Genomic DNA, 25,271 nt, shown 5'->3' with positions numbered 1-25,271 from the left:
TTGACTGCAGCGCTTGCCGCAGCGTTACCTACTGCGCCGCCGGGACGTAGGGAGTCACCTCGCGTGCGGCACGCAGGCGGGCCAAGGTAGATTCCTTACCCAGCAGCTCCATGGACTCAAAGAGCGGTGGGGAAACCTGGGCACCAGAAATAGCTACGCGCAGCGCACCATAAGCCTTACGAGGCTTCAGCTCTAGGTCTTCAATAAGCGCCTGGGAAAGGGCCGCCTCGATATTCTCGGTCTTCCACTCGGCAACGCCTTCGAGGGTTTCAATACCTACCTCCAGAGGCTGCACGGCCTCTTCCTTGAGGTTCTTCCTCGCTGCCTTCTCATCGAGTTGAAGTTCCGCATCTGGGGTAACCAAGAAGCTCATGAGGCCATAAGCATCGGAAAGCGTCTTGATACGGGTCTGTACCAGATCTGCCGCGAAGGCAAATTTCTCGCCGTCATAGTCGGCCGGGAAGTCGGTGTATTCCGTCAGGTAGTTGCGCAGACGGAAGGCAAACTCTTCTGGTTCCAGCTGGCGGATATGGTCGGCATTGATAGCCTCGAGCTTCTTCTGATCAAAGCGGGCCGGATTCCCCAGCACATCGTGGACATCAAAGTTCTTCACCAAATCTTCCATGCTGAAAATATCCTGGTCTGCAGACAGCGACCACCCTAGCAGGGAAAGATAGTTAAGCATGCCCTCCGGGATAATGCCATTATCACGGTGGTTGAACAGGTTGGACTGCGGATCACGCTTAGAGAGCTTCTTATTACCCTCGCCCATCACGAACGGTAGGTGACCAAACTCTGGAGTGAACTCGGCAATGCCGATCTTCTGCAGGGCGTCGTAAAGCGCGAGCTGCCGGGGAGTAGAAGACAGCAGATCTTCACCGCGCAGCACATGGGTGATGCGCATTAGGGCATCATCCACCGGGTTAACCAGGGTGTAGAGCGGCGCACCGTTGGAACGAGCAACCACGTAATCCGGCTGGGTTTCAGACTTGAAGGTCATTTCCCCGCGGACCAAGTCAGTCCAGGTCCAGTCCTGATCCGGCATGCGTAGGCGCCACACCGGCTTGCGGCCTTCGGCCTCAAAAGCGTCGATCTGCTCCTGGGTGAGATCACGGTCAAAGTTGTCATAGCCCAACTTCGGGTCACGGCCAGCCGCCTTGTGGCGCTCCTCTACCTCTTGGGCGGTGGAATATGCCGGGTAGACAAAGCCACCTTCGATGAGCTTGTCTAGGACTTCCTTGTAGATGTCCATGCGCTGGGACTGACGGTAAGGCTCGTGCGGGCCACCAACATTGATGCCCTCATCCCAGCCCAGCCCGAGCCAGGTCAGGGAATCAATGATGGCCTGGTAGGACTCTTCAGAGTCACGGGCGGCATCGGTGTCCTCGATGCGAAATACCAGCTTTCCGCCGGTATGACGGGCGTAGGCCCAGTTGAATAGTGCGGTGCGCACCATGCCTACGTGCGGTGTGCCGGTTGGGGATGGACAGAATCTAACGCGTACTTCAGTCATGCCCACCATCGTAGTGGAGCCGCCGATTCCAGTCCGCACCAGCCCAGGCGCCCCTGAAACCTGCCCGGCGCGTAGCGGTTTGCAGTTTATTCCTACACGCAAATTGGGGTAATTGGAAACAGGTTTCACTACAAAACCACAGGTCAATGAAACTGACTTCCATTAGGGCTAACAGGTTATGGGAATCATTTTCTATAGTTTCTGGTGAACTTGTGAGAACTGTAGAAAGGCCTTCCCAACTGTGGCTTCCCCACGCACCCGTTTCCTTGCCACGCTGAGCACGTTGGCGCTAATCACTCCCGCCACGGCTGTCGCGGGCCCGGATGATGGCAAGCACATCGCTACCAATACCCACGTTGACTCCCCCAAGTCTTTCTGGGAGAACAACGATTTCGTCCTGAAATCCGAGTTTGGCGGTCAAGAGCCCCCGATAGCCGACACCGTTGCCTGGGTGGGCAAGGGCTACAGCGCCACGGATAACAGCAACCAGTATCTCTATACGCTTCCGGCAAACGGGACCCAAGACTACATTGGGGCACCTGGTACAACCTACTACACAGCGCCGCACCAAGTATCCGGCAATACTTCACCCATTTGGCTGGGCTTTGGCGCCGATACCTCCTTGCCCACGGACAAATTCCGTGACGGGGTCGCGTTCCTTGATTTGCTCAGCGTCGATGGCCCCGGCGAGGTAGAGCTTTTTACCAATAAAGATGATGAGGACGGCACCCAGCTGCACCGCATGCTCGGTTCCTTCCCGGATTCGCCGCACTCTGCCTACATTGTTGCCGGCACGCATACGCACAACTCCACTCTGTTTACCAAGCCCGGACGATACCGACTGACCTACCGCACCAGTGCGCGCGGAAAGGGCGGCCAGCTCATAGCCAATGAGCCACAGACCACCACCATCCAAGTAGGCGGACAAAAGCCCAAAGAGGAAAAAACGCCGAGCCTCAAGGAGCGCTTCGCCCAGTCCGCGGCCGGCAACGCCGCTGCTGCAGGCTACAGCCTGCGCATGGCCCCCAAGTCCAATCCCGAAAAAGACGGTGACGACAAACTCACCACCATTTCCTTCGACGCCAAGAACAAGGCACAAGGCACCCTCACTCTGCTTATCGACGGCTACTTCCTCACCGACCTTCCCGTTAAGGACGGACATGCTCAGTGGGACGAATATATGGGCCCCGACCCGTCCCAGGTACAGGCCGTCTTCACCCCAGAGGGCGATGCCCCACGCTGGATATCCCAACCCCTTGACTTCCAACCCGGCAAATCCAGCCACACCGATTCTTCTACCGCCGCTGATACGTGGCAGGAAACCTCCCAGCCGCGCCAGCTGGCCCCCACCGAGGAAACCGAGCTAAAAGAGCTCGGCTACACCATCCGCATGCGCAAGCAGGGCAATGGTGGCACCAAGATCGTGGTGGATACCGACGATAAAAACTTCAACGGCCTACTCACCGGCGGGCTCTATGACACCAAAGGGGCGAAATACCCCACCGTGGATCTGGAAACCCCTATTACTAACGGCCACGGCGAGGTCGCCTTTGATGAGGGCGAGTACTTCGACGGCTATTTTGCCAAGGTTAACCTCTTCCCCCATTCCACAGTGAAGGCCGGACACGCTAGCAGCGTTATTACCGAGTCTTTTGCTTTTGGTGAAAACTATGAAGTCAGTGGGAAGTTCTCCACTTCCAATGAGGAACCGGAGGCTACCCCAGGCAAGGAAGACACTCCGTCTTCCGCGCCGCAGCCAGGCACCGAAGAACCGCAAGCCGGCAATGCACAATGCAGCGACAAGTACCTACTAGACCGTGGTCATGTAGACATCAAGGCCCAGCCTGCCGAGGGAGGCTTCGCAACGGTTCTGCGCGATGACACGGCACAGGTGGACAAGAAGTCTGTTGACCGCAAACTCGATGACGTTGTACTCGGCGTACACGATAATGCGCTCACCCCGCGCAATAAGAAGCTCGCAGGCAAGGAGTTCGATTTCCTAGGAAAGCCCGGTGAGCGCTTCTATCACCTGCCGCAAACCCAGGATCAAAACATAATTTGGCCCGGCTATAACACCCAGGACCTGGATTATTCCTCAACCAAGAACAATGCCGTCAACCTCAACTTGAAGCCCACCTCCACGCCGGACGGTGCCGAGTGGGGCGCATTTATCGATGGCTCCCATGGCAAGGGCTTTTCGGTCCTCGCCAATTCTGCGGCTAAGGACTACACCATCGAAACCAACTTTCCGGCTCATACCCATACGCACTGGGCCTTTTCCAAGCCTGGCTTGTACACGTTTGAGGCTACCTATACGGCCACGGGCTCAGACGGCAAGGAGCTAAAGTCCGCGCCCCAAACCCTCACCTTTGCCGTAGGCGATAAGACATTGGATTCCTGTTCCTTCCGCGCGCCGGGTACGGCCGGGAGCGGAAAGCCCAGCGAGAGTCCAACGGATAAGCCTTCTGCGGAGCCTTCCCAGGAGCCTTCCACGCAACCGTCCACCCCAGATACCCCGGATACACCAGCCCACCCCGGCCGGCCAGAAGAGCCTACAGGCTCCTCGTTTAGCCCGTGGAGTTTGGTCCTACCAGCGGTCCTCGTGGTGATTTTCAAGGCCTTTTATAACTTCTTCCGCGATAACGAGGACCTCATCCGCAAGCGCTTCGGCCTCAACTTCTAAGCCTCTTCTACCCCACCAATTAGACGGGAAACACAATGCACTATTCACCATCTTTTGCCTCTCGGCGCGTCCCGCTGCGGCGCCGATTTATTCACATATTTGCCGCCGTCTTTGCGACAGCATTGGCCTTCTTCTCCCCCGCCGCGGCACTTGCCTTTGATGAGGTCTTCGACTCTGGCCACGTAGACGCCTTCTATGTCACGGCCCCAGACGGTCAGCTACACCTTTCGATGAAGGAAGACATCACTGGATCGGGCGTTCCACGCTCCGGCGATGATGTGGTGCTCAAGGTCGTGGAGGACGCTTGGTCCGATGCCACCGAGGCCGTGCCGGAGATCGGCCAGCCCACCTATTTCCTGCCGCAGACCCAGGATCAACGCATCATTTGGCCGGGCTGGGATACCCAGCCTGCACGCGATGGCGGCTTTGACAACGTTGACCTAGAATTCGCCGAAGTATCTGGACCTGGTTCAGTGTATGTTTTTGAAACGAGCGGCTTTGGCGATGTGAAGACGGTGACCGATTCCGGTTCAATGGAGCTGACCAGCGGCGAGGTCATCAACCAGCCCAATCCTGCTCACCGGCACGTCAACTGGGCTTTTAGTGAGGCCGGCACATACACCATGACGGTGCAAGCCCATTCCAACGGCAAATCCAGCAATGCTGTGACCTACACCTGGGAGGTGGGCGACGGCGGCGATGCATCCGCAGCCGATCGATCGGCTGATACCGGCGAGGTGAGCAATGACGAGGAAACTGCGAGCACCCCACGATCAGCAGACAAGGGCGGCGCTGCAGCCGCAGATAAGTCCGGTGCAGCTACGGATAAAGAGTGCACCCCGGGTATGACGCCGCAAATCAAGGACGATACTGTCTCTCCTTCCCAGTGGCGCGATGCTGATGGCGCTACCTTTTATCTCTCCGATAAATCCAGCGTCGATCTGCCTCAAGAGGTAGGTCCAGTGCCAGCTGGTCAGGCGTGGATGATTGGTTCTACCCAGGTCGATGGCGTGCCGTGGCTCGGTGCTAATACCCAAAGTCCGACCATGCGCGAGAATATCCCTGGAGATGTCACCTGGGAGTTAGCAGGCTTCAAGGGCCCTGGCCCGATGATGGTCTACTCCCAGGGCGGCTTGGGAAAGATCGTGGGCGATGAGTGGTTCCGCGGCAATGCAGATGCGGCGGAGGGCACCTATTCGATTGCCCCCAATACGCACGTGCACCCCAACTGGGTCTTTGGTGCGCAGGGCACCTATGACGTCACCATCCGCCAGGTGGCAAAGACCGATGAGGGCAAGCAAGTTGCCGGTGAAGCGACACTTCACTTCGTGGTCGGCGGCGACAAGCCGGCTGAAGCCTTTGACAACGGGCACTTCGACCTAGGCGCTGCGGTAAATCCGGAGGGCGGAGACTGCGGGGATGGTGCTGCGGCAGGTGGGGCGTCGGCAAGCGCTGGTGGCTCTGCCGCAAGCACCGGATCAAACACTGGCCAGTCCGGGCAGGCACACAGCAAGGGCGGTTCTTTAGCCAATACGGGGACTCCCATTGTTCCCTTTGGCATCGGAGCACTGGGCTTGGGCATGCTCTTCCTCGGCCTGGGCATTGCCCGTCTAGCTGTAGCTAAGGCAGCAGACTAATGGCGCATGCGCTTTCCCATGGACGCAGGCTTCGGACCATAGGCGCGCTGCTGGGCTCCTGCCTGCTGGCTACTGGTTGTGCCCCTTCGGCTGCATTGGATACCGGAAGCGGAGAAGAATTCACCGTGGTGGCCACCACCCCAATCCTCGCGGATCTTGCGCGCAACGTCGCGGGAGAAGATGCCCGGGTACAAAGCCTTATCCCCAGCGGAAAAGATCCGCATACCTTTGAGCCAACGCTGCGCACGGTGCGCGATGTTGCCAATGCCGATTTGGCGCTGAGCAATGGCTACTTGCTGGAGCCGCAGTCTCTCATCGATACACTGCACGAATCCACCGATGCCCCCGTGGTGGAAGTCGCCGATGCTGCCTCCACCCGCGGTGCCACTCTCGTGCCGCTGGTAGAAGATGTCTCGCTCGAGGCAATTTGGCTGGGCTTGCGTATCAGCGGCGCACAGCAGCGCTCTTCTGGAGTGGATTTCCGCATGGTCTCTGCCGACGGACCAGGTAACGTCGCGGCCTATGTGGTCTCTACCTTCGGCACCCCGGAGGTCCTTTTTGACTCGGCCGATGGCATCGATGACAAAGAAGACTCAGTGACCCTGCCGGCCAACGCCCACACGCACGTCTCTTGGGGGTTTTCCCAGCCAGGGATCTACCACCTCGGGTTCCAAGCAGAGGGCACCGACGTCCAACACCTCACTGTGGCCGTGGGAGTAAACCCACCTAAAGGCATGCAAGTGATAGATTCCGGACACCTGGATATTGCAGGTGACCTAGCCAAGCACAGCATTGACTTGCGCGATCAGGACAAGCGTTTCGACCCTGCCACCACCGTGGTGTCCATCCCCTCTTCAGTGCTGCAGCCCATTCCGCCGGATCCGGCCTACCGCTTCCTGGGCAGGCCGGGCGCGGATACCTACCTATTGCCGCAGGCGGTCCTAGGAAAACACATCCACGGCGAGGTGGACCCGCACCTATGGCACAACGTGGACAACGCCATCGCCTACGTCGATGTCATTGCCGAGGAAATGGCGCAAGCAGATCCTTCCCACGGGGCGTCCTACCGCCAACGGGCGGAGGCCTACACCCAGCGCCTGCGGAATACGGATACCTATGTTGACCGCGCCATTTCTTCTATCCCTAAAGAAAACCGGCACCTCGTGACCACCCACCACGGCTACGCCTATCTGGAGCAAGGATATGACATGTCGGTGGCCGGCTTCGTCACCCCCAATCCAGCCATCGAGCCTTCCCCGCGCGAGGTCATTTCCTTGCGTCGCACGCTGGAGAACCTACATCTACCAGCCGTGTTTGTAGAACCCGTGCAGCAGGCAAGCGCCGAGACATTGAAGCAGGCTGCCGCGGAGCAAGGCGTGGAGCTGTGCCCCATCTACGGCGACACGTTCGATGACACCGTCAGCTCCTACATCGACCTTATGAAATTTAACGCTGATTCTCTTCAGCGCTGCCTCACCCCCAACCCCACCGATGGAGATAAAAATGCTTAAATTCGCTACTCGTACCGCCACCCGCACCGCCGCCTGCGTCCTTACTGCAGGCCTGGCATTTTCTACCAGTCCTGCTTGGGCGGGCGACCTCGCCCAGGTGGTCGGCGCCGATGAACACGTTGCCCCACAGGGCGAGGAAAAGGTCATCGATACCGGTCACGTAGACATTGGTGCCCTGTTTAATGGCACGGATTCTGAGCTTATGGCCCGCGATGATGCCGGCGATAAGCCAGTCTGGCGTCACCTGGATGACCTCGTGTTTTCCGTGGGCGATAAGGCACAGCAAACCCTTCCCGATACAGATGACTTTGGCTTCGTTGGCGCTGAATCCGGCGATAAGGTCTGGGTAGTTCCCCAAACCGAACAAGTCGGTGTTCCCTGGCTGGGGTGGAATACCCAGGCGCCCTCACTTGTCGACGCCGCCGATCGTGGAGTCACCATGGAATTCCTCGGCCATTCCGGGCCAGGCGATTTCTCCCTCTTCCTGCAAAACGGCGGCTTCGAAGCGCCACAGCTCTTGTGGTCCACCGCGCAGAAGAGCGACGAGGACTTCTGGGTAGACCTCAATACCCACACCCACGCCAACTGGACGTTTACGGAGCCAGGCACCCATCAGGTAGGCATCAGGGTAAAGGGCAAGACCAAGGACGGTGCCGATTTCAGCACCGATGGGGTACTCACCTTCGCCGTGGGTGATGACGCCGACGTCCAAGCGGCCCAGGACACCACCTGGAATCCAGACGATGCCCAAACCGCGGGCTCCTCTATTCCCACCTGGGTCTTTGTCCTCGCCGGTGTCGGCGCCGTAGTACTGCTACTGGCCCTAGGACTCGCCCTGCGTTCAGCCAAGCGGGGCGATAACCGTGGCTAAACCGCTTATTTCCGTTACTGATCTCAACGTCTCGCTCTCGCACCGCAGCGTTATCACCGATGCCAACCTCACTGTCTGCCCGGGCGAATTCATCGGGCTCCTCGGGCCCAATGGTGCTGGTAAGACCACCCTCATGCGCGCGATTTTAGGGCTTATTCCTTCCTCCGGAACTCGCAGCATCTCCGGCACTGTGGGGTATGTTCCCCAGCGCCACGAGGTGGAATGGGGCTTTCCCATCAATGTCTATCGCACCGTTCTCAGCGGCCGCACCGGCCTTATCGGCTGGCTCAAGCGACCGCGCGCCACGGACCACGCCGCGGCGGCAGAGGCGCTTCGTTTGGTTCACATGGAAGAATTTTCCACCCGCCCCATCGAAGAACTCTCCGGTGGTCAACGCCAGCGCGTGCTCATCGCCCGGGCACTCGCCACACAACCACACGTGCTTCTGCTCGATGAGCCCTTTACCGGGCTAGATGCGCCCAATACCGAATCGCTCCTCGAGCTTTTTGAAGAGCTTTCCCACCGCGGCACCTCCATCATTATGTCCACTCATAACCTTTCTGAAGCGGCACATTCCTGCCACCGCCTCATTCTTTTTAACGGCACCGTGGTAGCCGATGATTCCGCTTCGCGCCTTCTTCGCCAGACGGATCCGTGGACGCACACCTTTGGCGTGCGTGCCGGTTCGCCTTTGCTTTCTGCCATTGGAGTCTCCGCATGATAGAAATTTCCTTCCTCGATTTCCTGCGCGACCTGGTCAATCCCCACCTTGACTTCCTCGCTCGCGCGGTAGGCATCTCCTTGCTGGCGGCCATCGTGTGCGGCGTCATCGGCTGCTATGTCGTGCTGCGCGGCATGGCCTTTATTGGCGATGCCGTCTCCCACGCGGTATTTCCTGGCCTAGCCATTGCCTTCGCCCTGCAAGCCTCGGTGCTCGTGGGTGGCGCAGTCGCCGGTGCGGTTGTGGCCTTGCTCATCGCCGCCTTTTCGCAGCGTCGCCACGTACGAGCGGATTCCATCATCGGTATCTTCTTCGCCGCGGCCTTCGCCTTGGGCATGGTGATCATCTCGCGCACCGATGGCTATAGTGCCTCGTTGACAAGCTTCCTCTTCGGCTCACTCACCGGCGTATCCCGCACCGATATCATCATCGCGGCCTGCGTATGTGCCGTGGTTATCGCCATCGTTATAGCCTTTGGCCCCCAGCTCAATGCCACGTGCTTGGACCGGGAAACCGCTCGCGCAATGGGCTTGCCCGTCTTTGTGCTGGATATCATTTTGTACCTGTGCGTCACGGCCGCAGTGGTCATTTCCGTAAGCACGATCGGCAATATCTTGGTCCTCGCACTGCTTATCACTCCGGCCGCGACGGCACGCCTACTTAGCGCAAACCTCACGACCATGATGTGGCTATCCGCCCTCATTGGCGCGCTATCTAGCTTCCTCGGTATCTACCTAGCATGGGCCATTGACCTGCCGGCCGGCGCCACCATCGTGCTCACCCTCACCGTCATTTTCTTGGGCGTTTGGGCTATCCACCCACTGCTCGGCGCCCGCAAGCACGCAGGTGCCTCGCTTTCCGACGCCCCACACCCCACCCCACGAAAGGAATCCGTCTCCTCATGAAACCTGTCTGCCGCACCGCGGTGGCCCTTGGCGCCGCCGGACTTATTAGCCTCGGCGCCCTTCCGGGAGCGGGAGTAGAACCCTTCGAGCCCGCCACCGCATATGCCGAAGAATCCACCGCGGAATGCTCTTCCAGCGACTTCGACCTCATCACCAAGGGCCACCAGGACATGGCGCTCAGCGGCGATTCCGGTGATCTCAGCTTCACGGTGAAAGATGATGATAAGGGCGTCGAGCATGACTCTGAGTCCTTTGCCATTGAGGTATCTGATGACCTTAAACAACCGCTATCAGAGCTCGGTGATTCTTCCCTGCCCGATGAAGGTTGGATTCTGCCGCAAACGCAAGACCCCGATGCTCCTTGGCTAGGTTTTAATACCCAAGAGCTGTCTCAGGATCTCCTCGCCGCTGGAGACACCGCTACCTTGAGCATGGCTATCGCACAGGGCCCCGAGGATGGCCGCATCTTGGCCTACCAGGTGAATCTTGGTGACCCCAAGGTGCTTATGGACACTGCCGATGGCTCTGCCTGGGACTACCCCGGCAACTCCCATTCCCACCCGGCCTTTGCCTTTACCGAGCCGGGTACTTTCGCGGTGAGTTTTACCTTTGAGCTTCCCGACGGCACCCGACACCACTTGCATACTGGCTTCCTCGTCGGAGAGCAGGCAGATGCGAAAGATCTATGCGGCGTGGACTATACCGATGCGGATGGTGCTTCCGGCAACGGTGGCGACTCAAATAGCCGCCCCAAGCAACTGGAAAAAGACGTCAAAGACGTAGACAAAGCCATCGCCGGGCTAGACAAAGAACTCGACAATACCCTGCAGGAGGGCCAGAAATTCCTAGAAGGTGGCAAGCCACAAGAAGACAAGAAGGGTTCTGACGAGGACAGCGCGGGCAAGCGCAAGCAGCCCTCCCGCACCAAGGAAAAAGACGCTGGGAAGGATGGAGCGCCACATAAGACGCCGTCCACGGGTTCGGCTCACGCCTCTGGTACTACGCGAAAGTCTGGTGCTGGTTCTGGGGCTACGACCCACCATTCGACTAGCCGTGTCAATGATTCTGCCTCCACTGCGAAATCCGGAAAAAGCGGAGGCGCTGGCACGGGCTCGCACCGTTCTGCTTCCACCAGCGGTTCTTCCCACTCGACGGCCAAAAAGTCCACCGGCTCTCGGGACGCAAAGTCCGCAAAGCGTACCAAGGGCAAGGCCGCAGGCACCGCTGGTGCAAAGAGGGTGCCGGATGCCGGCGCTGCGGAAGGCAAAAACACTGGAAATGTACTGACTAATGCCGCTGCGTATACCGCCACCCTGGCTAAAAGCAGCTTCTGGGCGGGCCTTTTAGCCGGACTAGGCGCATTCGCTCTGGTGCTCGGAATCGGCCTGCTGGTCTATGTCCGGTTCTTCCGCAAGAAGAAGGCCCCAGCGCAGCAGCCGGCCGATGATGCCACGGCCCACTTGCCGCGCGTCGACTAGCGCAGTGCTAGTTATCGGCCAACCATAGAACGAGGCCCGGAGGATCTCTCCTCTGGGCCTCATCCGTGGCTAAGAGCCGCTGTTTTTATACCCTGGTCTTGGACGAGAGGAAGTCCCAGACCACCTTTGGAGTATCTGGCTGCCAGAACCAGGTGTGGTCTTCTGGAACCTTGACCAGCTGTACGTCCTTTTGGCAACCGTTGAAGTTCAGGCGTTCGGAACCGCCAGCCTCTGGAGTCGCCTGGAAGGTCATATCGCATCGATTGCGTTTCAGGTAGCCGCCAAGCACGGTGCGCACCGGCAAGTAGCCAGCCTCGTGCCGGTCACCGCCTTCATAGGTCATCATCTTGTCATTGACGCCATGCATGATGAGGGTACTCATCGGCGCATCGGCACAGTTGACCTCGACCGGGTTATAAAAAGCACCCGAGACCATGGCTACAGCGGCGAAGGTATCTTGGGCGTGGCAGCCCAGCACTGAGGTAAAGCCGCCGCCATTGGACATACCCATGGCGTACACGCGGTTGCGGTCAACGTGGTAGTCCTTGTCCACAGAGTCAAGAATGCGTTTGATGAAGCGGATGTCCTCACCATCGCGCGTCTTGGCATAAGGTGCTGCCTCCCAAGCACGCTCAAAACCCTCCGGGTAGACGATGATTGCCTCGTTATTGGCTTCAGTGGTCTGCATGCGTGCGTAGCTGGAATAGTTTTCCGGGGAATCTCCCCATCCACCGAAGCCGAAAAGTACAGGCGCAGCCTTTTCCGGCGAATAGTTATTGGGAATGCGCAATAGATACCTGCGGGTCTTTCCCTCGTGCTCCATAGTGAGCGACTGTATGGAGCCCGGCTTAAATGGCGGGTTGGGGTTGATGCTGGCATCTACCATCGCTGGCCGCGGCGCCGGCTCCGGAAGCGATGATCCCTCTGGAGCAGGTGCCGGGTTGTCTTGGTCAGCACCTTTATCTGCTGGTGCCGGGGTGGATTCTTTCACGCCTTCTGGAACGAGGTGGGATCCATCTGGCTGCGGGATAACCGGCTTCGCGTTTTCGGGTGCCGGCCCCGGTACCGGTGCTGGTGCCGGTGCTGGTGCCGGTGCTGGCTGTGGTGCGTTTGCTGGGGCCGGCGCAGGTGCAGGTGCAGGCGCTTCTTGCGCGTGGGCAGGAGACACGCTCAGCAGCGCCCCGCAAGCCAGCACACCAACAACAATCAGGTAAAGGAAATAGCGAAGAAAATTAGTAACATTAGCCACAAGGTTAAAACTAACCACATTTTTCACTAAAGACACTGTTTACACGCCCAGTGCACACTCAATTCTGTAAGAAAAGCCCAAGGCATTAAGCTATATTTTCATGCACGAAGACAGACCAAGCACCGCCCCCGATTTTTTGCTCTCACGGGCAACGGGGTCTGTCCGTACCCAAGGTGCGCGCCACGCTTTTAATGACGCCGATGCGGCAATTTCCGCTCTCCGCAGCAAGGATGTAGAGATGGTCGTCGGTGCGATCCCCTTCGATTCGGACACCCCCGCGGCACTAACCGTACCGGAGGCCATCATCCGCGAAGAGGGCCCGCTGGAACCGCACGCCTATTATCGCAACCAGAGTTTAAGCTCCCGCGTAGTTGGCTTCGATCCAGAGCCTGAGGAACACCTTCGCCGCGTGGAGGCAGCCATCGGCACGATTGAAACCTCCAAACTAGAAAAGGTAGTTCTGGCCCGCGCGGTAGACATCGAATTCCCTGAAGCTATCGATCCGCGCCTCGTGGCGGCGCGCCTTATCGATCTCTCTGCCAACCGTGACGGGTTCATTGCTGATCTCTCCCCCGCTGGAAGGCCGGGCGCGATGCTTGTCGGCTCCTCCCCGGAGGTTCTAGTCAAGCGTCAAGGCTCGACTGTGTCAGCCTTTCCCTTGGCGGGTTCGTCTCCGCGCCGCGCCTCGGCGGCCGAGGATCACCTCGCAGGACAGGACCTCTTGCATTCTTCCAAGGATCTCCACGAGCACGCTTTTGTGGTCGACCACCTGCGCCGGGCGCTCACCCCATTGTGCGAGCGACTAGATATTCCGGACGTCCCACAACTGATAAGCACCAATGAAATGTGGCACCTTGGCACGCCGATTTCCGGAACGCTCAAGGATAAAGACTTGACCGCGCTCGAGCTTGCCCTAGCGGTCCATCCCACACCGGCTATCTGTGGCACCCCGGCCGAAGCCGCCCAAGCCCTTATTGAGACTGCGGAGACTGACCGTGGTTTCTATGCCGGCGCGGTCGGCTGGTGCGATAGTTCAGGTGACGGCGAATTTATGGTAGCCATTCGCTGCGCAGAGGTTGCCGGCGATGGACTCTCCGCACGCGCTTGGGCTGGTGGAGGCATCGTCGGCGATTCTGATGCCCAAGCGGAGTTGGAAGAAACCACCGCTAAGCTGCGCACCATTTTGAAGGCGCTAAGCCTCTAGCCCACGCGCTTGGCGACGAGCACGACGTCGGTGCGGTGGTGCGCACCTGCACCTTCAGCCAAGTGGCGCTCCCGGCGGGCTAGGGTGACAGTTTCCAATTCGCGCAGGTTGTGCGCCAACCATTCCGGCTTCGCCAGTTCTGTGGACTCCATATCGTGGTGAACAAAAAGCAGTGTTCCCCCTGGAGCTACCAAGTGCTCAAGCTTTTCGACCTCTTCCGACGTTGCGCGTATCCCACCGTAGTGGACGCTTACCAAGTCAAAGGGCTCATGGCTAAAGCCACTAAACATAGCAACCTGTGCGGCAACGCCGAGGGCGCGAGTGCGGGCTACGGCCGTCGGGGCGAAGTCAATGCCCAACACATCCTAGCCGTGGTTTTAAGCCAGAGCGCGTCCGCGCCTTCTCCGCAGCCAATGTCCAGGGCAGAGCCAGGCGCAAGCTCCGCAGCATAATCGACAAGGGTGGAGTTCGGCTTTCCTGACCACACGCGATCAGTGCTGCGGTACCGCTCCTCCATTTCCGCGGGAGTGGGAACGTAGGGGCGATGCTCGCTCTGGTGGGAGTTATGCACGGTCGATGGAATTGCGTAGGGTTCCCAGCCCTGGAATCTCGATTTCGATGGTATCCCCCGGCACCATCGGAGCGGTGCCCGCCGGTGAACCAGTAGTAATGACATCGCCGGGAAGCAAGGTATAGGCGGCGGAAATCTCTTCTAAGATGCCGCCCATCTTCACAATCATCTGGTCCGTATTGGAATCCTGCTTTTGCTCACGAGAGCCCTCGTGTGTCAGGTAGGCATTAATCTTCTGGTCATCCAGATTCAAGCTGTCCAGATCCGTCTCAATCCATGGGCCGAGCGGGCAGAAAGTGTCGATCCCCTTGGCACGAGCCCATTGTCCGTCCTTGAACTGCAGGTCACGGGAGGAAACATCATTGCAAATGGTGTAGCCCAGTACGTGGTCTTGCCAGTTCTCGGCCTTGATATTCTTCGACGGTTTGGAAATGACTACGGCAAGCTCGCCCTCAAACTCTACATTGGTGGCATAGTCTGGGATCTTGATCGCGGCATCCGGGCCGATGACCGCGGTGGACGGCTTAATGAAGATGGTGGGCGGCAAGCTATCGGCAGACTTCTTGAAGACTTCCGCAACGTGGTCCGCATAGTTGCGGCCCAGCGCCACAACCTTGGTAGGCAGGGTCGGTGCCAAGAGGCGAACCTCGTTAAGCTTCCACTCGCGTCCGGTTGGCTCCGGCGGAGTGAAAGGCGTGCCAGCAATTTCTTTTGCTACTAGCTCTTGCATCGGGGCGTCTTTCGGCCCATCGATAATGGCGAAACAGATTCCTTCTGGGTGTGCAATTCGTCCTAAACGCATAGCGGTAATCCTACTCAATCGTTACCTTCACATGTGTGCAAAGGTTACGGTGTTAATTAGTTAATTTGAGTAAATTGCGGTGTTCTTACAAACGCCATTGCAAGCCCTTGGAAGAGGGGATGAAAGCAACCGTTCGGATCCGGGGGCGTCGGCAAGCGCATCGTGCAGGGCAGGTTTGCTCCTATGTAGCTAGGGCGCGCGAAATTCGGTCGCCGACGTCAGTGGTCTTCACCGACCCATCGCCGCGTTGGGCAACGTCTTGCGCTACCGCATCCTCTATCCGTTGCGCATTGGCTTCATCGCCTACGTGCCGAAGGAGCATGGCCGCCGATAAAATAGCCGCTGTCGGATCCGCGATCCCCTTCCCAGCGATATCCGGTGCAGAACCATGGACCGGCTCGAACATCGAGGGATTCGCTCCTGAAGCATCAATATTTCCGGAGGCAGCAAGGCCAATGCCACCCACTACGGCACCGGCAAGATCGGTAAGAATGTCTCCAAAAAGGTTATCGGTGACTATTACGTCATATCGCGCCGGATCCGTAACCATATAAATGGTCGCAGCATCAATATGTTGGTACTCCACCTGAACCTCTGGAAACTCAGCGGCGATGTCATCGACAGTGCGCTGCCACAGCCCACCCGCATTGACCAATACATTGGTTTTGTGCACCAAGGTCAGGTGCTTGCGGCGCTGCTCAGCCCGCGCAAAGGCATCGCGCACTACGCGCTCCACGCCAAAGCGGGTGTTTTGTGATACCTCACTGGCCACCTCATGCTCAGTGCCCTCGCGCAAGGTACCACCGTTTCCGCAGTACAGCCCCTCGGTGCCCTCGCGCACCACCACAAAATCAATGTCTCCAGGATCGGCCAACGGCGAAGAAGCAGTGGGATACAGCTTGGAAGGACGGAGGTTTACGTAGTGATCCAGCGCAAATCGCATCTTGAGCAATAGCCCTCGCTCCAATACGCCTGGAGGCACTTTACCCGGGGCACCAATAGCCCCCAATAAGATGGCATCGTGTTCGCGGAGACTAGCTAAATCCGCATCCGTGAGAAGCTCCCCGTTGCGTAGGTAGCGCCGGGCACCAAGGTCATACTCGGTGGTGTCAATATCGGAGCGAACGGCATGCAGCACCTTGAGAGCCTCAGCCGTTACCTCGGGCCCAATACCATCCCCACCAATTACCGCAAGTTTCATTATGTAGGATTCCTTTCCCATAGAGTGGATTTAACCAACTCTATCAAAAAGGACCCGCGCAGCGCAGGAAGTTACCTGTCACTACGCGGGATATGCTCCACGGATTCTGCACCAGCAGCTTTATGCGTCCATATCCAGCTGTTCACACTGCGCACCTAATGCCGCATTGACCTCAGCAATGAGAGACTCCGGAACCTCGGCTTCCACACGCAGAATAAGAACCGCATCAGATTCCTGCTTGCCATACGTAAGCGCCGCCGCCACGATATTGATTCCAGCAGCACCTAGCTTGGTACCCACCGTTCCCAACGCGCCCGGAGCATCTGCATAGCGGAAGAAAAGATTGCGACCAGTAGCGCGCATATCGACGCCGCGGCCGTTAATACGAATAAACTTCTCGGTTCCATCGATGCCAATAAGCGCACCGGTCAGCGAGGAAGTTTCTCCATCAGCACCGATAACTTTCACCTGCAAGGAGGAGCGGTGCCCCTTGGATTCCGCGTTGGTAGATACCTCCACCTCTACCCCACGGCTCTGCGCAATCTGCATGGCATTAACAAATGTCACCGGCTCCGATGTCACGCCGCTAAACAGACCCCGGACAGCAGAAAGACCTAAAACTTCTACATCCTCGGTAGACAGCTCACCGCAAGCTTCTACTTCAACGGCAACGGGTGCCTGCCCCAGCAGACGTCCAGCCGTAAGTCCTAGCTTGCGCGCGAGATCCAGCCAGCCAGCAACTTCTTCTCCTACAGCACCACCGGAGACATTTACCGCATCCGGGACAAACTCACCAGCGAGAGCTTTGAGCACCGAAGCCGCCACATCGGTTCCTGCTCGGTCCTGGGCCTCTACAGTGGAGGCTCCCAAGTGTGGGGAAACGGTGACCTGCGGCAGCTTAAAGAGCGGAGAATCAGTACATGGTTCCGTAGCAAAGACATCGAAACCCGCGCCCCGGTGATGGCCCTGTTCGATAGACTCAGCCAAGGCCTCCTCATCCACCAATCCGCCGCGAGCCGCATTAATGAGAATCTGCCCCTTCTTCGCCTTATCCAAAAGCTCCTTATCAAACATTCCGGCAGTCTCTGGGGTCTTCGGAAGGTGAATGGTCACAAAATCGGAACGAGACATGAGCTCTTCCAATTCGACCAGTTCCACGCCCAGTGCCGCCGCACGAGCCGGGTTGGCATAGGGGTCGTGGGCAATGATGGTCGTTTCAAAAGACTTCAGACGCTGTGCGAAGAGCTGACCAATGTGTCCAAAACCAACAATACCGATGGTCTTTCCATATACCTCCACGCCCTTGAAAGAAGAACGCTTCCATTCCCCCTCGCGCAGCGACTGGTCGGCTGCTGGTACCTGACGCGCCGTCGCCAAGAGCAATGCAATGGCCTGTTCGCACGCCGAGTGAATATTAGACGTAGGTGCATTTACCACCATGACGCCCTTTTCCGTTGCCGCCGGAATATCAACGTTATCTAGGCCTACTCCTGCGCGGCCCACAATTTTTAGCTTTGGAGCTGCTTCTAAAACCTCTGCATCAACAGTAGTTGCAGAACGCACCAGCAAAGCCTCTGCATCCGGAACTGCGGCGAGCAACTCCGCACGGTTTGGACCGTCCACCCAACGAACCTCAACTGAATCCCCCAAGGCCGTAACTGTGGATTGAGCTAATTTATCGGCAATAAGGACTACCGGCTTCGACATATCTTCCTTCGCTTAAGTGTGATGCGGTGCACGCGGAATTCCCGCGTGTCAAGGAAGTGTAGTTCAGGAAGGAGCGCCCTGCTTGATTTTTGCCTTAAATTCTTTCACTCGACCGAATTCCGGTCCAAGGGCTACTAAGGCACCATCTTCAAGGCCTGCAACAGCGGCCATGCTGTGCTTATCCTCCAATGGATCAACAGTCGGCACTACCAACACCTTGCCGCCATAGGCTGCCGCCGTAATGACGTTCGCGATGGGACTGTCTTTTGTCGCGATGATATTCGGCGCCATCTGGGCATCCCTGCGGGACTGTGCTGGGACAGGTTTTTTCTTTTTCCCATCAGCCTCAGGCTCGCCTTCATACGGCACCCATGCGGGCCGCAGCTCCACTTGGGGAGTCTTGTCCAATCGCGCAATATCTTTGACCATTTGCTCAGGGGAAGCTACCACCTTGGAGCCGTATTGGAATGCCGTAAACTCTCCCAGCGCTTTGTGCGTACCTGGATCCTTAATCACCTCGAAGTCCCCAGATGTTTGTGTCCACGGCACATCGCCGACAATCACCAAGCGTCGTACTCCCAGGTCCGTGAGTAGCTTATGGATTTCCAATCGCCTAGCGTCGTCATACTGCACCGCAGGCAAATGCTGGTTTACCGCCAACGTTGCTGCACGCAGAATAGATTTATCATCCGCGGTAAAGAGGACGAGCGAATCGGAATCTTCAAAAAATAGGCGGCTAGCCTCGATGCCTATGGGGTCATTGACAATGACGAATCTGCCGTCAAATTTCGGGTCAATCAGCCGGTTTTGGTTCTCCGCTTTGGCCTTATTGAGGTCAATTTCAGACTCATCCAAATCAGACAATCCCCGCCTGACCAGTTTGGTTTCAGTAACTGGCGTGCCACAGGCAGCTAATGCGAGCGATGCGACAAGCACTGTGGCAGTCAGGCGCACAGAATTAGCGATCAAAAGCTTGCGGGCCTTCCTCTCCACCAAACAGGTTTGCTTCATCCACATCACGGATGACAGGTTTACCTAAAGCATATTCCACGATGTCAAGGAACCGTTGACGACGGTCTGCTAGGAATTCTCGCGGCTGTGACGCCCGCAGGTAATTCAAACTCATATCGTGGGACGCTAGTACCTCATCAAATTGCCTGTCTTCCATGATGGACTTGGACTGAACGCGCGGCAGGTAGCGATCGGGAGCGAAGCCATCGAGTACTACCTCAGTTCGCTTGCCCATTGGGGTGTAGTTCATCACGGACTCCGCCAAAACGGGGTCCACTCCGTGGCGCTTGCACCAATTCAGCGGGAACACCGGGAAAAAGCCCGGCTTGAGCTCTTCAAATGTGCGCCTATTAAACGCCTTTCCTGTGCGCCAATCCTTTGCGCCGCGCGCCATAAGGAGGGCATAGAGACCATGCCATACACCGTCATTATCATCCACAGAGAGCAAACGGGATTCCCGGAAGGTGGCATCGGTGACAGTCTTCGGGGCCTCATCCGTTGCGCCCGCTACCCACTCGGTGACCTCATCCACGTCGCGAGCGGCGCGCAGCTGCACTGCAGACGAGCCATAAAGCTCGCCGAAGACGCCGCACCAGAACCATTGGTTCATGCGGTCCCACGATTGCTGGGTGGACAGCGCTCCCCCGCGTTTAGCCAGGCGGGCAATGATGACGGCTAGAGGAACAATCTGTTCATTAAACGGAACCTGATCCGTATTAAGGATGCATCGTTCCGCCAAAAACTCAGATACCTCACGGAAAGTAATGCGTAAATCATTGGCCGCCGCCTTATACTCCGTTAGGGACAGCTTTAAGATGTCCTCGCGCTGCCCACCAGCACGGCCCTTTTCTCCGGAGACTAAAAGCGATACTGCAGAAAGAAATTCTGTGCGCCCAATTCCGTCCAAAGCTGGGGACGTACGCAGATCCTTTTCCACTTCTTGCCAATCAGTGGCCAGGTGGAACGTGGGATCCTCGGAAGCAAATACTGCGGTGAGTAAATCGAATACGTCCATTTGCAGGCCTGCCGAATTTGCCTGCGCGAAAATTGACCCGATGCCGGCTCGCTCTGTTTCTCGGGAAAGCCGAATCATCGGCAGGTCATAGCCGGACAATGGTCTAACGATGCGATTATTAAACGCTGCTAGCTCCGCGCTGTATTCCTGTTTGGTCGATGCAAGCTCAAAGAGCATGCCAACGCCATCTTCACTCAATAGTGAAGCAACAGGAATGCACATATTCTCTAGGGCGTCTTCCCGTGAAAGAATGTCCCCCTCAATCGTCGGTGCGAAGTGCGATCGAATTTTTCCTTTGTGATCGACTGCAAAGATGGCGTCATCCGGCATAATCTCGCCCCGCACGGCAGCTCGAATATCAATGAAGAAACGGCGATGAATTTTCTTCTTGCGGAAGTCAGTTGTGTCTACAAAGCCCTCGCCGTTGAAGCAGTGATACAGCGTGGTCAAACGCTGCTGTCCATCTAAAAGGAGCAAGCCGGGGTCAACGCCGGTATCCGGCGCGCCGGCGAGGGCGCGGGGGCGAAAGCGCATCTTTTCGTTTCGAGTATCAAGTGCCATAAGCGCCCCGATGGGATAGCCGCGCAGCACAGAAACAATGAGTGAACGGATGCGATCTTCGTCCCATGCATAGCTGCGTTGGAAATCAGGTAGCTGGATGTCCCCGCGATTAATCCGTGCAAAGAGGTCTTTGAGATCATAACTTGGCGTCGTAAAGCCCATGCCCGACATCCTACCCCCAAGGATTAATTCTTTCCTGCCGATAATTCAGAAAAACCCACGGTGAACACCCCTAATTCACCGTGGGTTTGGCGCTATTCGCGTGGCCTTATGTGCTAGGCCGTAGCATCCAGTGGGTTCTTGACCCAGCTCATCAAATCGCGCAGCTTAGCGCCGGTCTTTTCAATCTCGTGCTGTGCAAATTCCTCGCGCAGGTCCTCCAATTCCTTGTTGCCGCCCTCAATATTGGCCAGCAGGCGCTTGGTGAAGGTGCCATCCTGAATATCAGACAAGATGTCTTTCATGCGCTGCTTGGTATCGGCATTGATAACGCGGGGACCGGAAATGTAGCCGCCAAACTCTGCGGTATCAGATACCGAGTAGTTCATATTGGCGACGCCGCCTTCAAACATCAGGTCCACAATCAGCTTCATCTCATGGAGAACCTCAAAGTAGGCCATTTCTGGCTCGTATCCAGCCTCAGTCAGAACCTCAAAGCCGGTACGAATCAGGTATTCCACACCGCCACACAAGACAGCCTGCTCCCCGAAGAGGTCAGTAACCGTCTCTGCTTCGAAGGTAGTCGGGATAACGCCGGCACGCGCACCACCGATGGCTGCGGCATAGGACAAGGTCAAATCATGGCCTTCACCCTTCGGATCCTGCTCAGTAGCAATGAGGCACGGAACTCCCTTGCCATCTACAAACTGTCGGCGAACCAAGTGACCAGGCCCCTTAGGAGCAACCATTCCGACGGTGACACTGGCCTGCGGCTCAATCAGCTTGAAGTGAATATTCAAACCGTGACCAAACAGCAGTGCATTGCCATCTTCCAGGTTAGGGGCGATTTCCTCTTCAAAGATCTGCTTCTGAGAGGTATCTGGCGCCAGCAGCATAATGACGTCTGCCCACTTAGCAGCCTCTGCCACGGTCTTAACCTCAAAACCTGCTTCCTCAGCCTTATCCGCCGACTTGGAACCCTCGCGCAGGCCGATAACAACCTCAACGCCGGAGTCACGCAGGTTTTGCGAGTGTGCATGACCTTGGGAACCGTAGCCGATGACGGCTACCTTGCGGTTTTGAATGATGGACAGATCCGCATCATCGTCATAAAAGGTCTCAATTGCCATGTCCTAATCCTCAATTCTGTAGTGATTGAAAGTTCAATGAATCAACGTCCCACCCACTATTGTATCAGTGTATGGGATTTAATGCCCACCTAGTGAGATATTAATTTCGGGGCGGAGCCAATGCTTTGGGCCCACGCCCTAAGGCCACGTCGCCCGACTGCACCAGCTCGAGTACACCAAAAGGTTCTAATACATCCAGTAGCGCCGCCAGCTTTCCCGGGGTACCAGTCGCTTCTACTACCACGGATTCTTGCGCCACATCTACCACGCGAGCGCGGAAGATATTGACGGCATCGACAACCTGGGGCCGGTTGGTATTATTTGCAGCCACCTTGACCATCATCAGAGCTCGCGCCACGGTTGCGTCAGCCTCAAGCTCAACTATCTTGATGACCGGAACAATTTTATTGAGCTGCTTAGTTACCTGCTCCATAATTGTCTCGGATGCATCAACCACGATAGTCAGCCGGTTGATACCCGGATTTTCCGTTTGGGCGGAAACCAGGGAAATGATGCTGTAACCGCGCCGCGAAAACATTCCGGTCACCCGCGACAGGATTCCCTCTACGTCTTCCACCAGGACCGACAAGGTATGCCGGGAAACGTCAGTGGGTGCCATGCCTATACCTCCTGGATGGTCTCGTCGATATCGGCTGGACTTTCTGCTGCCGATTCAGTTTCATCGAATAGCGGGCGCAAACCGCGGGCGTATTGAATCTCTTCGTTAGACGCCCCACCGCCAATCATCGGCCACACCTGGGCATCTTCTCCAACGATGAAGTCAATAACCACAGGGCGGTCATTGATTGCACGGGCCCGTTCAATCGCTGGCACCACTTCTTCCTCGCAGGTGACCCGGATGGCTTCACACCCCAGTGCTTCTGTCAAGCGGACAAAGTCCGGGGTATAGACATCGCGCTCTCGCAGCTTGGTATGGGAGTATTTCTCATTAAAGAACAGGGTTTGCCACTGGCGGACCATACCTAGGTTGCCGTTATTAATAACGGCAACCTTGAATGGAAAGCCCTCCAAAGCTGCGGTGGTTAGCTCCTGGTTGGTCATCTGGAAGCAGCCATCACCGTCAATCGCCCATACCTCTTTATCTGGGCATGCTGCTTTGGCGCCAAGGGCTGCCGGTACCGCATAGCCCATGGTTCCAGCCCCGCCGGAGTTAATCCAGGAACGCGGCTGTTCAAAGTCAATAAACTGTGCCGACCACATCTGGTGCTGCCCCACTCCGGCGCAATAAATTGCTTCGGGGCCTACGGTTTCACTGAGCTTCTCCAAGACAAATTGAGGATTTAGCTGCCCATCCGGAGTGGGATCATAACCACGGGGAAACCGCTCTTTGAGTCCGTCAAGGTAGTCCCGCCATGGACCTGTCTGCGGCAGATCCAGAGAGGAGTTTTTACGGTATTCCTTTAAAAGTCCCGCTAGTACCTTTTGCGCATCACCCACGATAGGCACGTCCACCTCACGGATTTTGCCGATTTCAGCAGGATCGATATCCGCATGAATCACCTGGGCCTCAGGGGCAAAGGTTGAGATATCCCCAGTTACTCGATCATCGAAGCGCGCGCCGATGGCAATGAGCAGATCCGCACGTTGCATCGCCGCGACCGCCGGAACGGTGCCGTGCATGCCCGGCATGCCCATATGCAGCGGATGAGACTCTGGAAAGGACCCCAAGGCCATGAGTGTGGTCACGACTGGAATTCCGGTACATTCCGCAAATGCACGCAGCTCCCGTGCCGCCTCTGCCTTGATGACACCACCTCCGGCATAAATAACCGGCTTTTCTGCTTGCGCGATGAGTTCAACCGCTTGCGCGATTTGACGGTGGTGTGGCTTGGTCGTTGGCTTATATCCAGGCAAATCGAATTCGGTTGGGAAAGAGTAGTCCAAGTGGCCATTTTGAACGTCTTTCGGAATATCCACTAGGACCGGTCCTGGGCGCCCTGTAGAAGCCAAATGGAATGCTGCAGCAATAGCAGCGGGAATCTGCCTAGGATCCGTCACGATGTAGTTATGCTTGGTAATCGGCATTGTCACACCACGGATATCGGCCTCCTGGAAGGCATCGGTTCCCAAAAGATTGCTTCCCACTTGGCCGGTGATAGCGACGATGGGGACGGAGTCCAGGTTGGCGTCGGCAAGCGCTGTCACCAAGTTAGTCGCACCCGGCCCCGAGGTGGCAATACACACCCCCACCTTGCCAGAAGCCTGCGCATAGCCTTCCGCAGCATGTCCAGCTCCCTGTTCATGACGGGTGAGCACATGCCGCAGCTTGGTCGAGGTATGCAAAGCATCGTAGAGCGGAAGCACGGCACCGCCTGGAATGCCGAAGACAAGATCGGTTCCCAAATCTTCAAGAGTGCGGACAATGGCGTGGGCACCACTCATCCGCTCCGGAGCGTGGGCGCGTGAGGCTGCAGCCACCGAAGCGGGCGTGGGCGAAGTTGTCGTAACCACGGTTAATGTGCTCCTTGGATTGCTCTAATACTGGTCGTGATCATCATCGTTAACGCCTTTAGATATGAACAAAGCCCCCGCGGGCTGGTGTGTCTGCGGGGGCGAAAAGCGTCGACGTCATGAGCGCCGCGGTCACCGCCGCATTGGTACTACCTGAAGTCGAATAATGATCATGAGCATGACTATACACCGATAGTTATTACGGTTATGACAGTTACCCCCATTTGGGATCGGTTTCCCACATGGTGAGACATACCTGAAAATAGGTTAGCCCTCACCCACCCCTGTGAATTAGGCTTGCACACTATGACTCCACCACCTAAGGACAATAAACCTCATCAGTCCACCACCCAGGCAGAGGTTTTCAAGCCATCCCGTGACCACATCTTGGGCATCCTTATCCTGTCCACCATTGCGCTATTGAGCATTGGGTGGGCCCCCAAATACCTCGCATGGCTGTTTATCATCCCCGCCCTTGGGCTGTGGTGGGTCATAAAATCCCGCACCAAGGTCTCCGAATCCGGGATCGACATTTCCTATGCTTTCCGGAAAAAGGTACAGATCCCTTGGGACGATTTTGCCGGTATCGGGTTCCAACGCTCCCGCGCCTTTGCTCGTACGAGAAGCGGCGCAGAGCACAACCTGCCCGGTATCACCTTTAACTCGCTCCCACGCCTTTCAGAGGCCTCCCGCGGCCGCATCCCGGACGCCCTTACCCAGGGCCGTGACGCGGCAGATGAAAAGGTGGTTGTCGTCCACCGCGACGGCCAGCAAGTCCTGCTCAGCAAAGAAGAGTATGCGGACTACCTTGAGCGCCACCCCGAGCTCAAGCCCTCGGCCGAAAACTAAATACGCCACCGACGCCCTCCC

20 protein-coding genes are annotated in these 25,271 nt (G+C 57.2%); 9 read left to right on the top strand and 11 right to left on the bottom strand.

The genetic code is table 11. From position 1 onward, the window contains the following. Positions 1-28 precede the first annotated feature (28 nt). Positions 29-1,522 carry a glutamate--tRNA ligase gene (gltX, locus tag WMQ00_RS07065; protein ID WP_316331106.1) on the bottom strand — a complete coding sequence of 498 codons (1,494 nt, stop codon included), beginning with the start codon at positions 1,520-1,522 and terminating at the stop codon, positions 29-31. A gap of 232 nt (positions 1,523-1,754) precedes the next feature. Here gltX and WMQ00_RS07060 point away from each other — a divergent pair, with 232 nt between their 5' ends. Genes WMQ00_RS07060 through WMQ00_RS07030 form a run of 7 tightly spaced genes read left to right on the top strand, consistent with a single transcriptional unit; the run spans position 1,755 to position 11,319 of the window. After that, positions 1,755-4,196: a choice-of-anchor M domain-containing protein gene (locus WMQ00_RS07060; protein ID WP_316331096.1), complete on the top strand. Its 2,442-nt coding sequence runs from the start codon at positions 1,755-1,757 to the stop codon at positions 4,194-4,196. A 35-nt stretch (positions 4,197-4,231) separates the two neighbouring features. Next, on the top strand, positions 4,232-5,833 hold the full coding sequence (locus WMQ00_RS07055; protein ID WP_316331097.1) for a choice-of-anchor M domain-containing protein: 1,602 nt from the start codon (positions 4,232-4,234) through the stop codon (positions 5,831-5,833). Next, a complete protein-coding gene (locus WMQ00_RS07050) occupies positions 5,833-7,344 on the top strand; it encodes an anchored repeat ABC transporter, substrate-binding protein (RefSeq protein WP_340440821.1) in 1,512 nt (503 codons plus the stop codon). The genes WMQ00_RS07055 and WMQ00_RS07050 overlap by 1 nt, the downstream gene beginning before the upstream one ends. Next, positions 7,337-8,215 carry a choice-of-anchor M domain-containing protein gene (locus WMQ00_RS07045; protein ID WP_248098876.1) on the top strand — a complete coding sequence of 293 codons (879 nt, stop codon included), beginning with the start codon at positions 7,337-7,339 and terminating at the stop codon, positions 8,213-8,215. Before WMQ00_RS07050 ends, WMQ00_RS07045 begins: the two co-directional genes overlap by 8 nt. Continuing rightward, entirely contained in the window at positions 8,208-8,936 is a 729-nt protein-coding gene (locus WMQ00_RS07040; protein ID WP_248098878.1) for an anchored repeat-type ABC transporter ATP-binding subunit, read from the top strand. Before WMQ00_RS07045 ends, WMQ00_RS07040 begins: the two co-directional genes overlap by 8 nt. Further along, a complete protein-coding gene (locus tag WMQ00_RS07035) occupies positions 8,933-9,841 on the top strand; it encodes an anchored repeat-type ABC transporter permease subunit (protein WP_023021692.1) in 909 nt (302 codons plus the stop codon). Before WMQ00_RS07040 ends, WMQ00_RS07035 begins: the two co-directional genes overlap by 4 nt. Beyond that, positions 9,838-11,319 carry a choice-of-anchor M domain-containing protein gene (locus tag WMQ00_RS07030; protein WP_316331099.1) on the top strand — a complete coding sequence of 494 codons (1,482 nt, stop codon included), beginning with the start codon at positions 9,838-9,840 and terminating at the stop codon, positions 11,317-11,319. The genes WMQ00_RS07035 and WMQ00_RS07030 overlap by 4 nt, the downstream gene beginning before the upstream one ends. 85 nt (positions 11,320-11,404) lie before the next feature. Here WMQ00_RS07030 and WMQ00_RS07025 read toward each other — a convergent pair whose 3' ends face one another. Beyond that, entirely contained in the window at positions 11,405-12,568 is a 1,164-nt protein-coding gene (locus WMQ00_RS07025; RefSeq protein ID WP_248098880.1) for an alpha/beta hydrolase family esterase, read from the bottom strand. A 100-nt stretch (positions 12,569-12,668) separates the two neighbouring features. On the opposite strand from WMQ00_RS07025, the gene WMQ00_RS07020 reads away from it, so the two are divergent. After that, a complete protein-coding gene (locus WMQ00_RS07020) occupies positions 12,669-13,772 on the top strand; it encodes an isochorismate synthase (RefSeq protein ID WP_200287635.1) in 1,104 nt (367 codons plus the stop codon). On the opposite strand, the gene WMQ00_RS07015 is transcribed toward WMQ00_RS07020, so the two are convergent. The 9 genes from WMQ00_RS07015 to WMQ00_RS06975 all read right to left on the bottom strand — a co-directional run bounded on the left by WMQ00_RS07015 (position 13,769) and on the right by WMQ00_RS06975 (position 24,401). Beyond that, complete coding sequence (locus tag WMQ00_RS07015) at positions 13,769-14,134, bottom strand: hypothetical protein (RefSeq protein WP_375545471.1); 366 nt, start codon at positions 14,132-14,134, stop codon at positions 13,769-13,771. The genes WMQ00_RS07020 and WMQ00_RS07015 overlap by 4 nt on opposite strands. A gap of 201 nt (positions 14,135-14,335) precedes the next feature. Next, entirely contained in the window at positions 14,336-15,145 is an 810-nt protein-coding gene (locus tag WMQ00_RS07010; RefSeq protein WP_049360951.1) for a fumarylacetoacetate hydrolase family protein, read from the bottom strand. Between the two features lie 181 nt (positions 15,146-15,326). Continuing rightward, the gene (locus WMQ00_RS07005) at positions 15,327-16,346 is read right to left on the bottom strand and encodes a 3-isopropylmalate dehydrogenase (RefSeq protein ID WP_340440820.1); all 1,020 of its coding nucleotides are present in this window, start codon (positions 16,344-16,346) and stop codon (positions 15,327-15,329) included. A 120-nt stretch (positions 16,347-16,466) separates the two neighbouring features. Then, on the bottom strand, positions 16,467-18,053 hold the full coding sequence (gene serA, locus WMQ00_RS07000; protein WP_316331101.1) for a phosphoglycerate dehydrogenase: 1,587 nt from the start codon (positions 18,051-18,053) through the stop codon (positions 16,467-16,469). A 63-nt stretch (positions 18,054-18,116) separates the two neighbouring features. Continuing rightward, positions 18,117-18,917 carry a hypothetical protein gene (locus WMQ00_RS06995; protein ID WP_239208429.1) on the bottom strand — a complete coding sequence of 267 codons (801 nt, stop codon included), beginning with the start codon at positions 18,915-18,917 and terminating at the stop codon, positions 18,117-18,119. Positions 18,918-19,011: 94 nt separating this feature from the next. Then, positions 19,012-20,802: a GmrSD restriction endonuclease domain-containing protein gene (locus tag WMQ00_RS06990; RefSeq protein WP_340440819.1), complete on the bottom strand. Its 1,791-nt coding sequence runs from the start codon at positions 20,800-20,802 to the stop codon at positions 19,012-19,014. Between the two features lie 113 nt (positions 20,803-20,915). After that, positions 20,916-21,929, bottom strand: coding sequence for a ketol-acid reductoisomerase (gene ilvC / locus WMQ00_RS06985; protein WP_200287638.1), 1,014 nt, complete (start codon positions 21,927-21,929; stop codon positions 20,916-20,918). A gap of 100 nt (positions 21,930-22,029) precedes the next feature. Then, positions 22,030-22,548, bottom strand: a complete 519-nt coding sequence (ilvN, locus tag WMQ00_RS06980) for an acetolactate synthase small subunit (RefSeq protein WP_086589129.1) — start codon at positions 22,546-22,548, stop codon at positions 22,030-22,032. 2 nt (positions 22,549-22,550) lie between these two features. Then, complete coding sequence (locus WMQ00_RS06975; protein ID WP_340440818.1) at positions 22,551-24,401, bottom strand: acetolactate synthase large subunit; 1,851 nt, start codon at positions 24,399-24,401, stop codon at positions 22,551-22,553. A 306-nt stretch (positions 24,402-24,707) separates the two neighbouring features. Between WMQ00_RS06975 and WMQ00_RS06970 the strand changes: the two genes are divergently transcribed. Continuing rightward, a complete protein-coding gene (locus WMQ00_RS06970; RefSeq protein ID WP_340440817.1) occupies positions 24,708-25,250 on the top strand; it encodes a PH domain-containing protein in 543 nt (180 codons plus the stop codon). Positions 25,251-25,271 lie beyond the last annotated feature (21 nt).

The sequence above is a fragment of the Corynebacterium sp. KPL2825 genome, assembly GCF_037908445.1.
In the GTDB taxonomy this organism is placed as follows: domain Bacteria; phylum Actinomycetota; class Actinomycetes; order Mycobacteriales; family Mycobacteriaceae; genus Corynebacterium; species Corynebacterium kefirresidentii.
This window is presented reverse-complemented; position numbering and strand designations above follow the sequence as displayed.

What these genes read in the sequence shown, in the direction of transcription:
- gltX (WP_316331106.1), bottom strand. Translation starts at nt 1,522, where the DNA reads ATGGTGGGCATGACTGAAGTACGCGTTAGATTCTGTCCATCCCCAACC.
- WMQ00_RS07055 (WP_316331097.1), top strand. Translation starts at nt 4,232, where the DNA reads ATGCACTATTCACCATCTTTTGCCTCTCGGCGCGTCCCGCTGCGGCGC.
- WMQ00_RS07050 (WP_340440821.1), top strand. Translation starts at nt 5,833, where the DNA reads ATGGCGCATGCGCTTTCCCATGGACGCAGGCTTCGGACCATAGGCGCG.
- WMQ00_RS07045 (WP_248098876.1), top strand. Translation starts at nt 7,337, where the DNA reads ATGCTTAAATTCGCTACTCGTACCGCCACCCGCACCGCCGCCTGCGTC.
- WMQ00_RS07035 (WP_023021692.1), top strand. Translation starts at nt 8,933, where the DNA reads ATGATAGAAATTTCCTTCCTCGATTTCCTGCGCGACCTGGTCAATCCC.
- WMQ00_RS07030 (WP_316331099.1), top strand. Translation starts at nt 9,838, where the DNA reads ATGAAACCTGTCTGCCGCACCGCGGTGGCCCTTGGCGCCGCCGGACTT.
- WMQ00_RS07020 (WP_200287635.1), top strand. Translation starts at nt 12,669, where the DNA reads ATGCACGAAGACAGACCAAGCACCGCCCCCGATTTTTTGCTCTCACGG.
- WMQ00_RS07010 (WP_049360951.1), bottom strand. Translation starts at nt 15,145, where the DNA reads ATGCGTTTAGGACGAATTGCACACCCAGAAGGAATCTGTTTCGCCATT.
- WMQ00_RS07005 (WP_340440820.1), bottom strand. Translation starts at nt 16,346, where the DNA reads ATGAAACTTGCGGTAATTGGTGGGGATGGTATTGGGCCCGAGGTAACG.
- serA (WP_316331101.1), bottom strand. Translation starts at nt 18,053, where the DNA reads ATGTCGAAGCCGGTAGTCCTTATTGCCGATAAATTAGCTCAATCCACA.
- WMQ00_RS06990 (WP_340440819.1), bottom strand. Translation starts at nt 20,802, where the DNA reads ATGGGCTTTACGACGCCAAGTTATGATCTCAAAGACCTCTTTGCACGG.
- ilvC (WP_200287638.1), bottom strand. Translation starts at nt 21,929, where the DNA reads ATGGCAATTGAGACCTTTTATGACGATGATGCGGATCTGTCCATCATT.
- ilvN (WP_086589129.1), bottom strand. Translation starts at nt 22,548, where the DNA reads ATGGCACCCACTGACGTTTCCCGGCATACCTTGTCGGTCCTGGTGGAA.
- WMQ00_RS06970 (WP_340440817.1), top strand. Translation starts at nt 24,708, where the DNA reads ATGACTCCACCACCTAAGGACAATAAACCTCATCAGTCCACCACCCAG.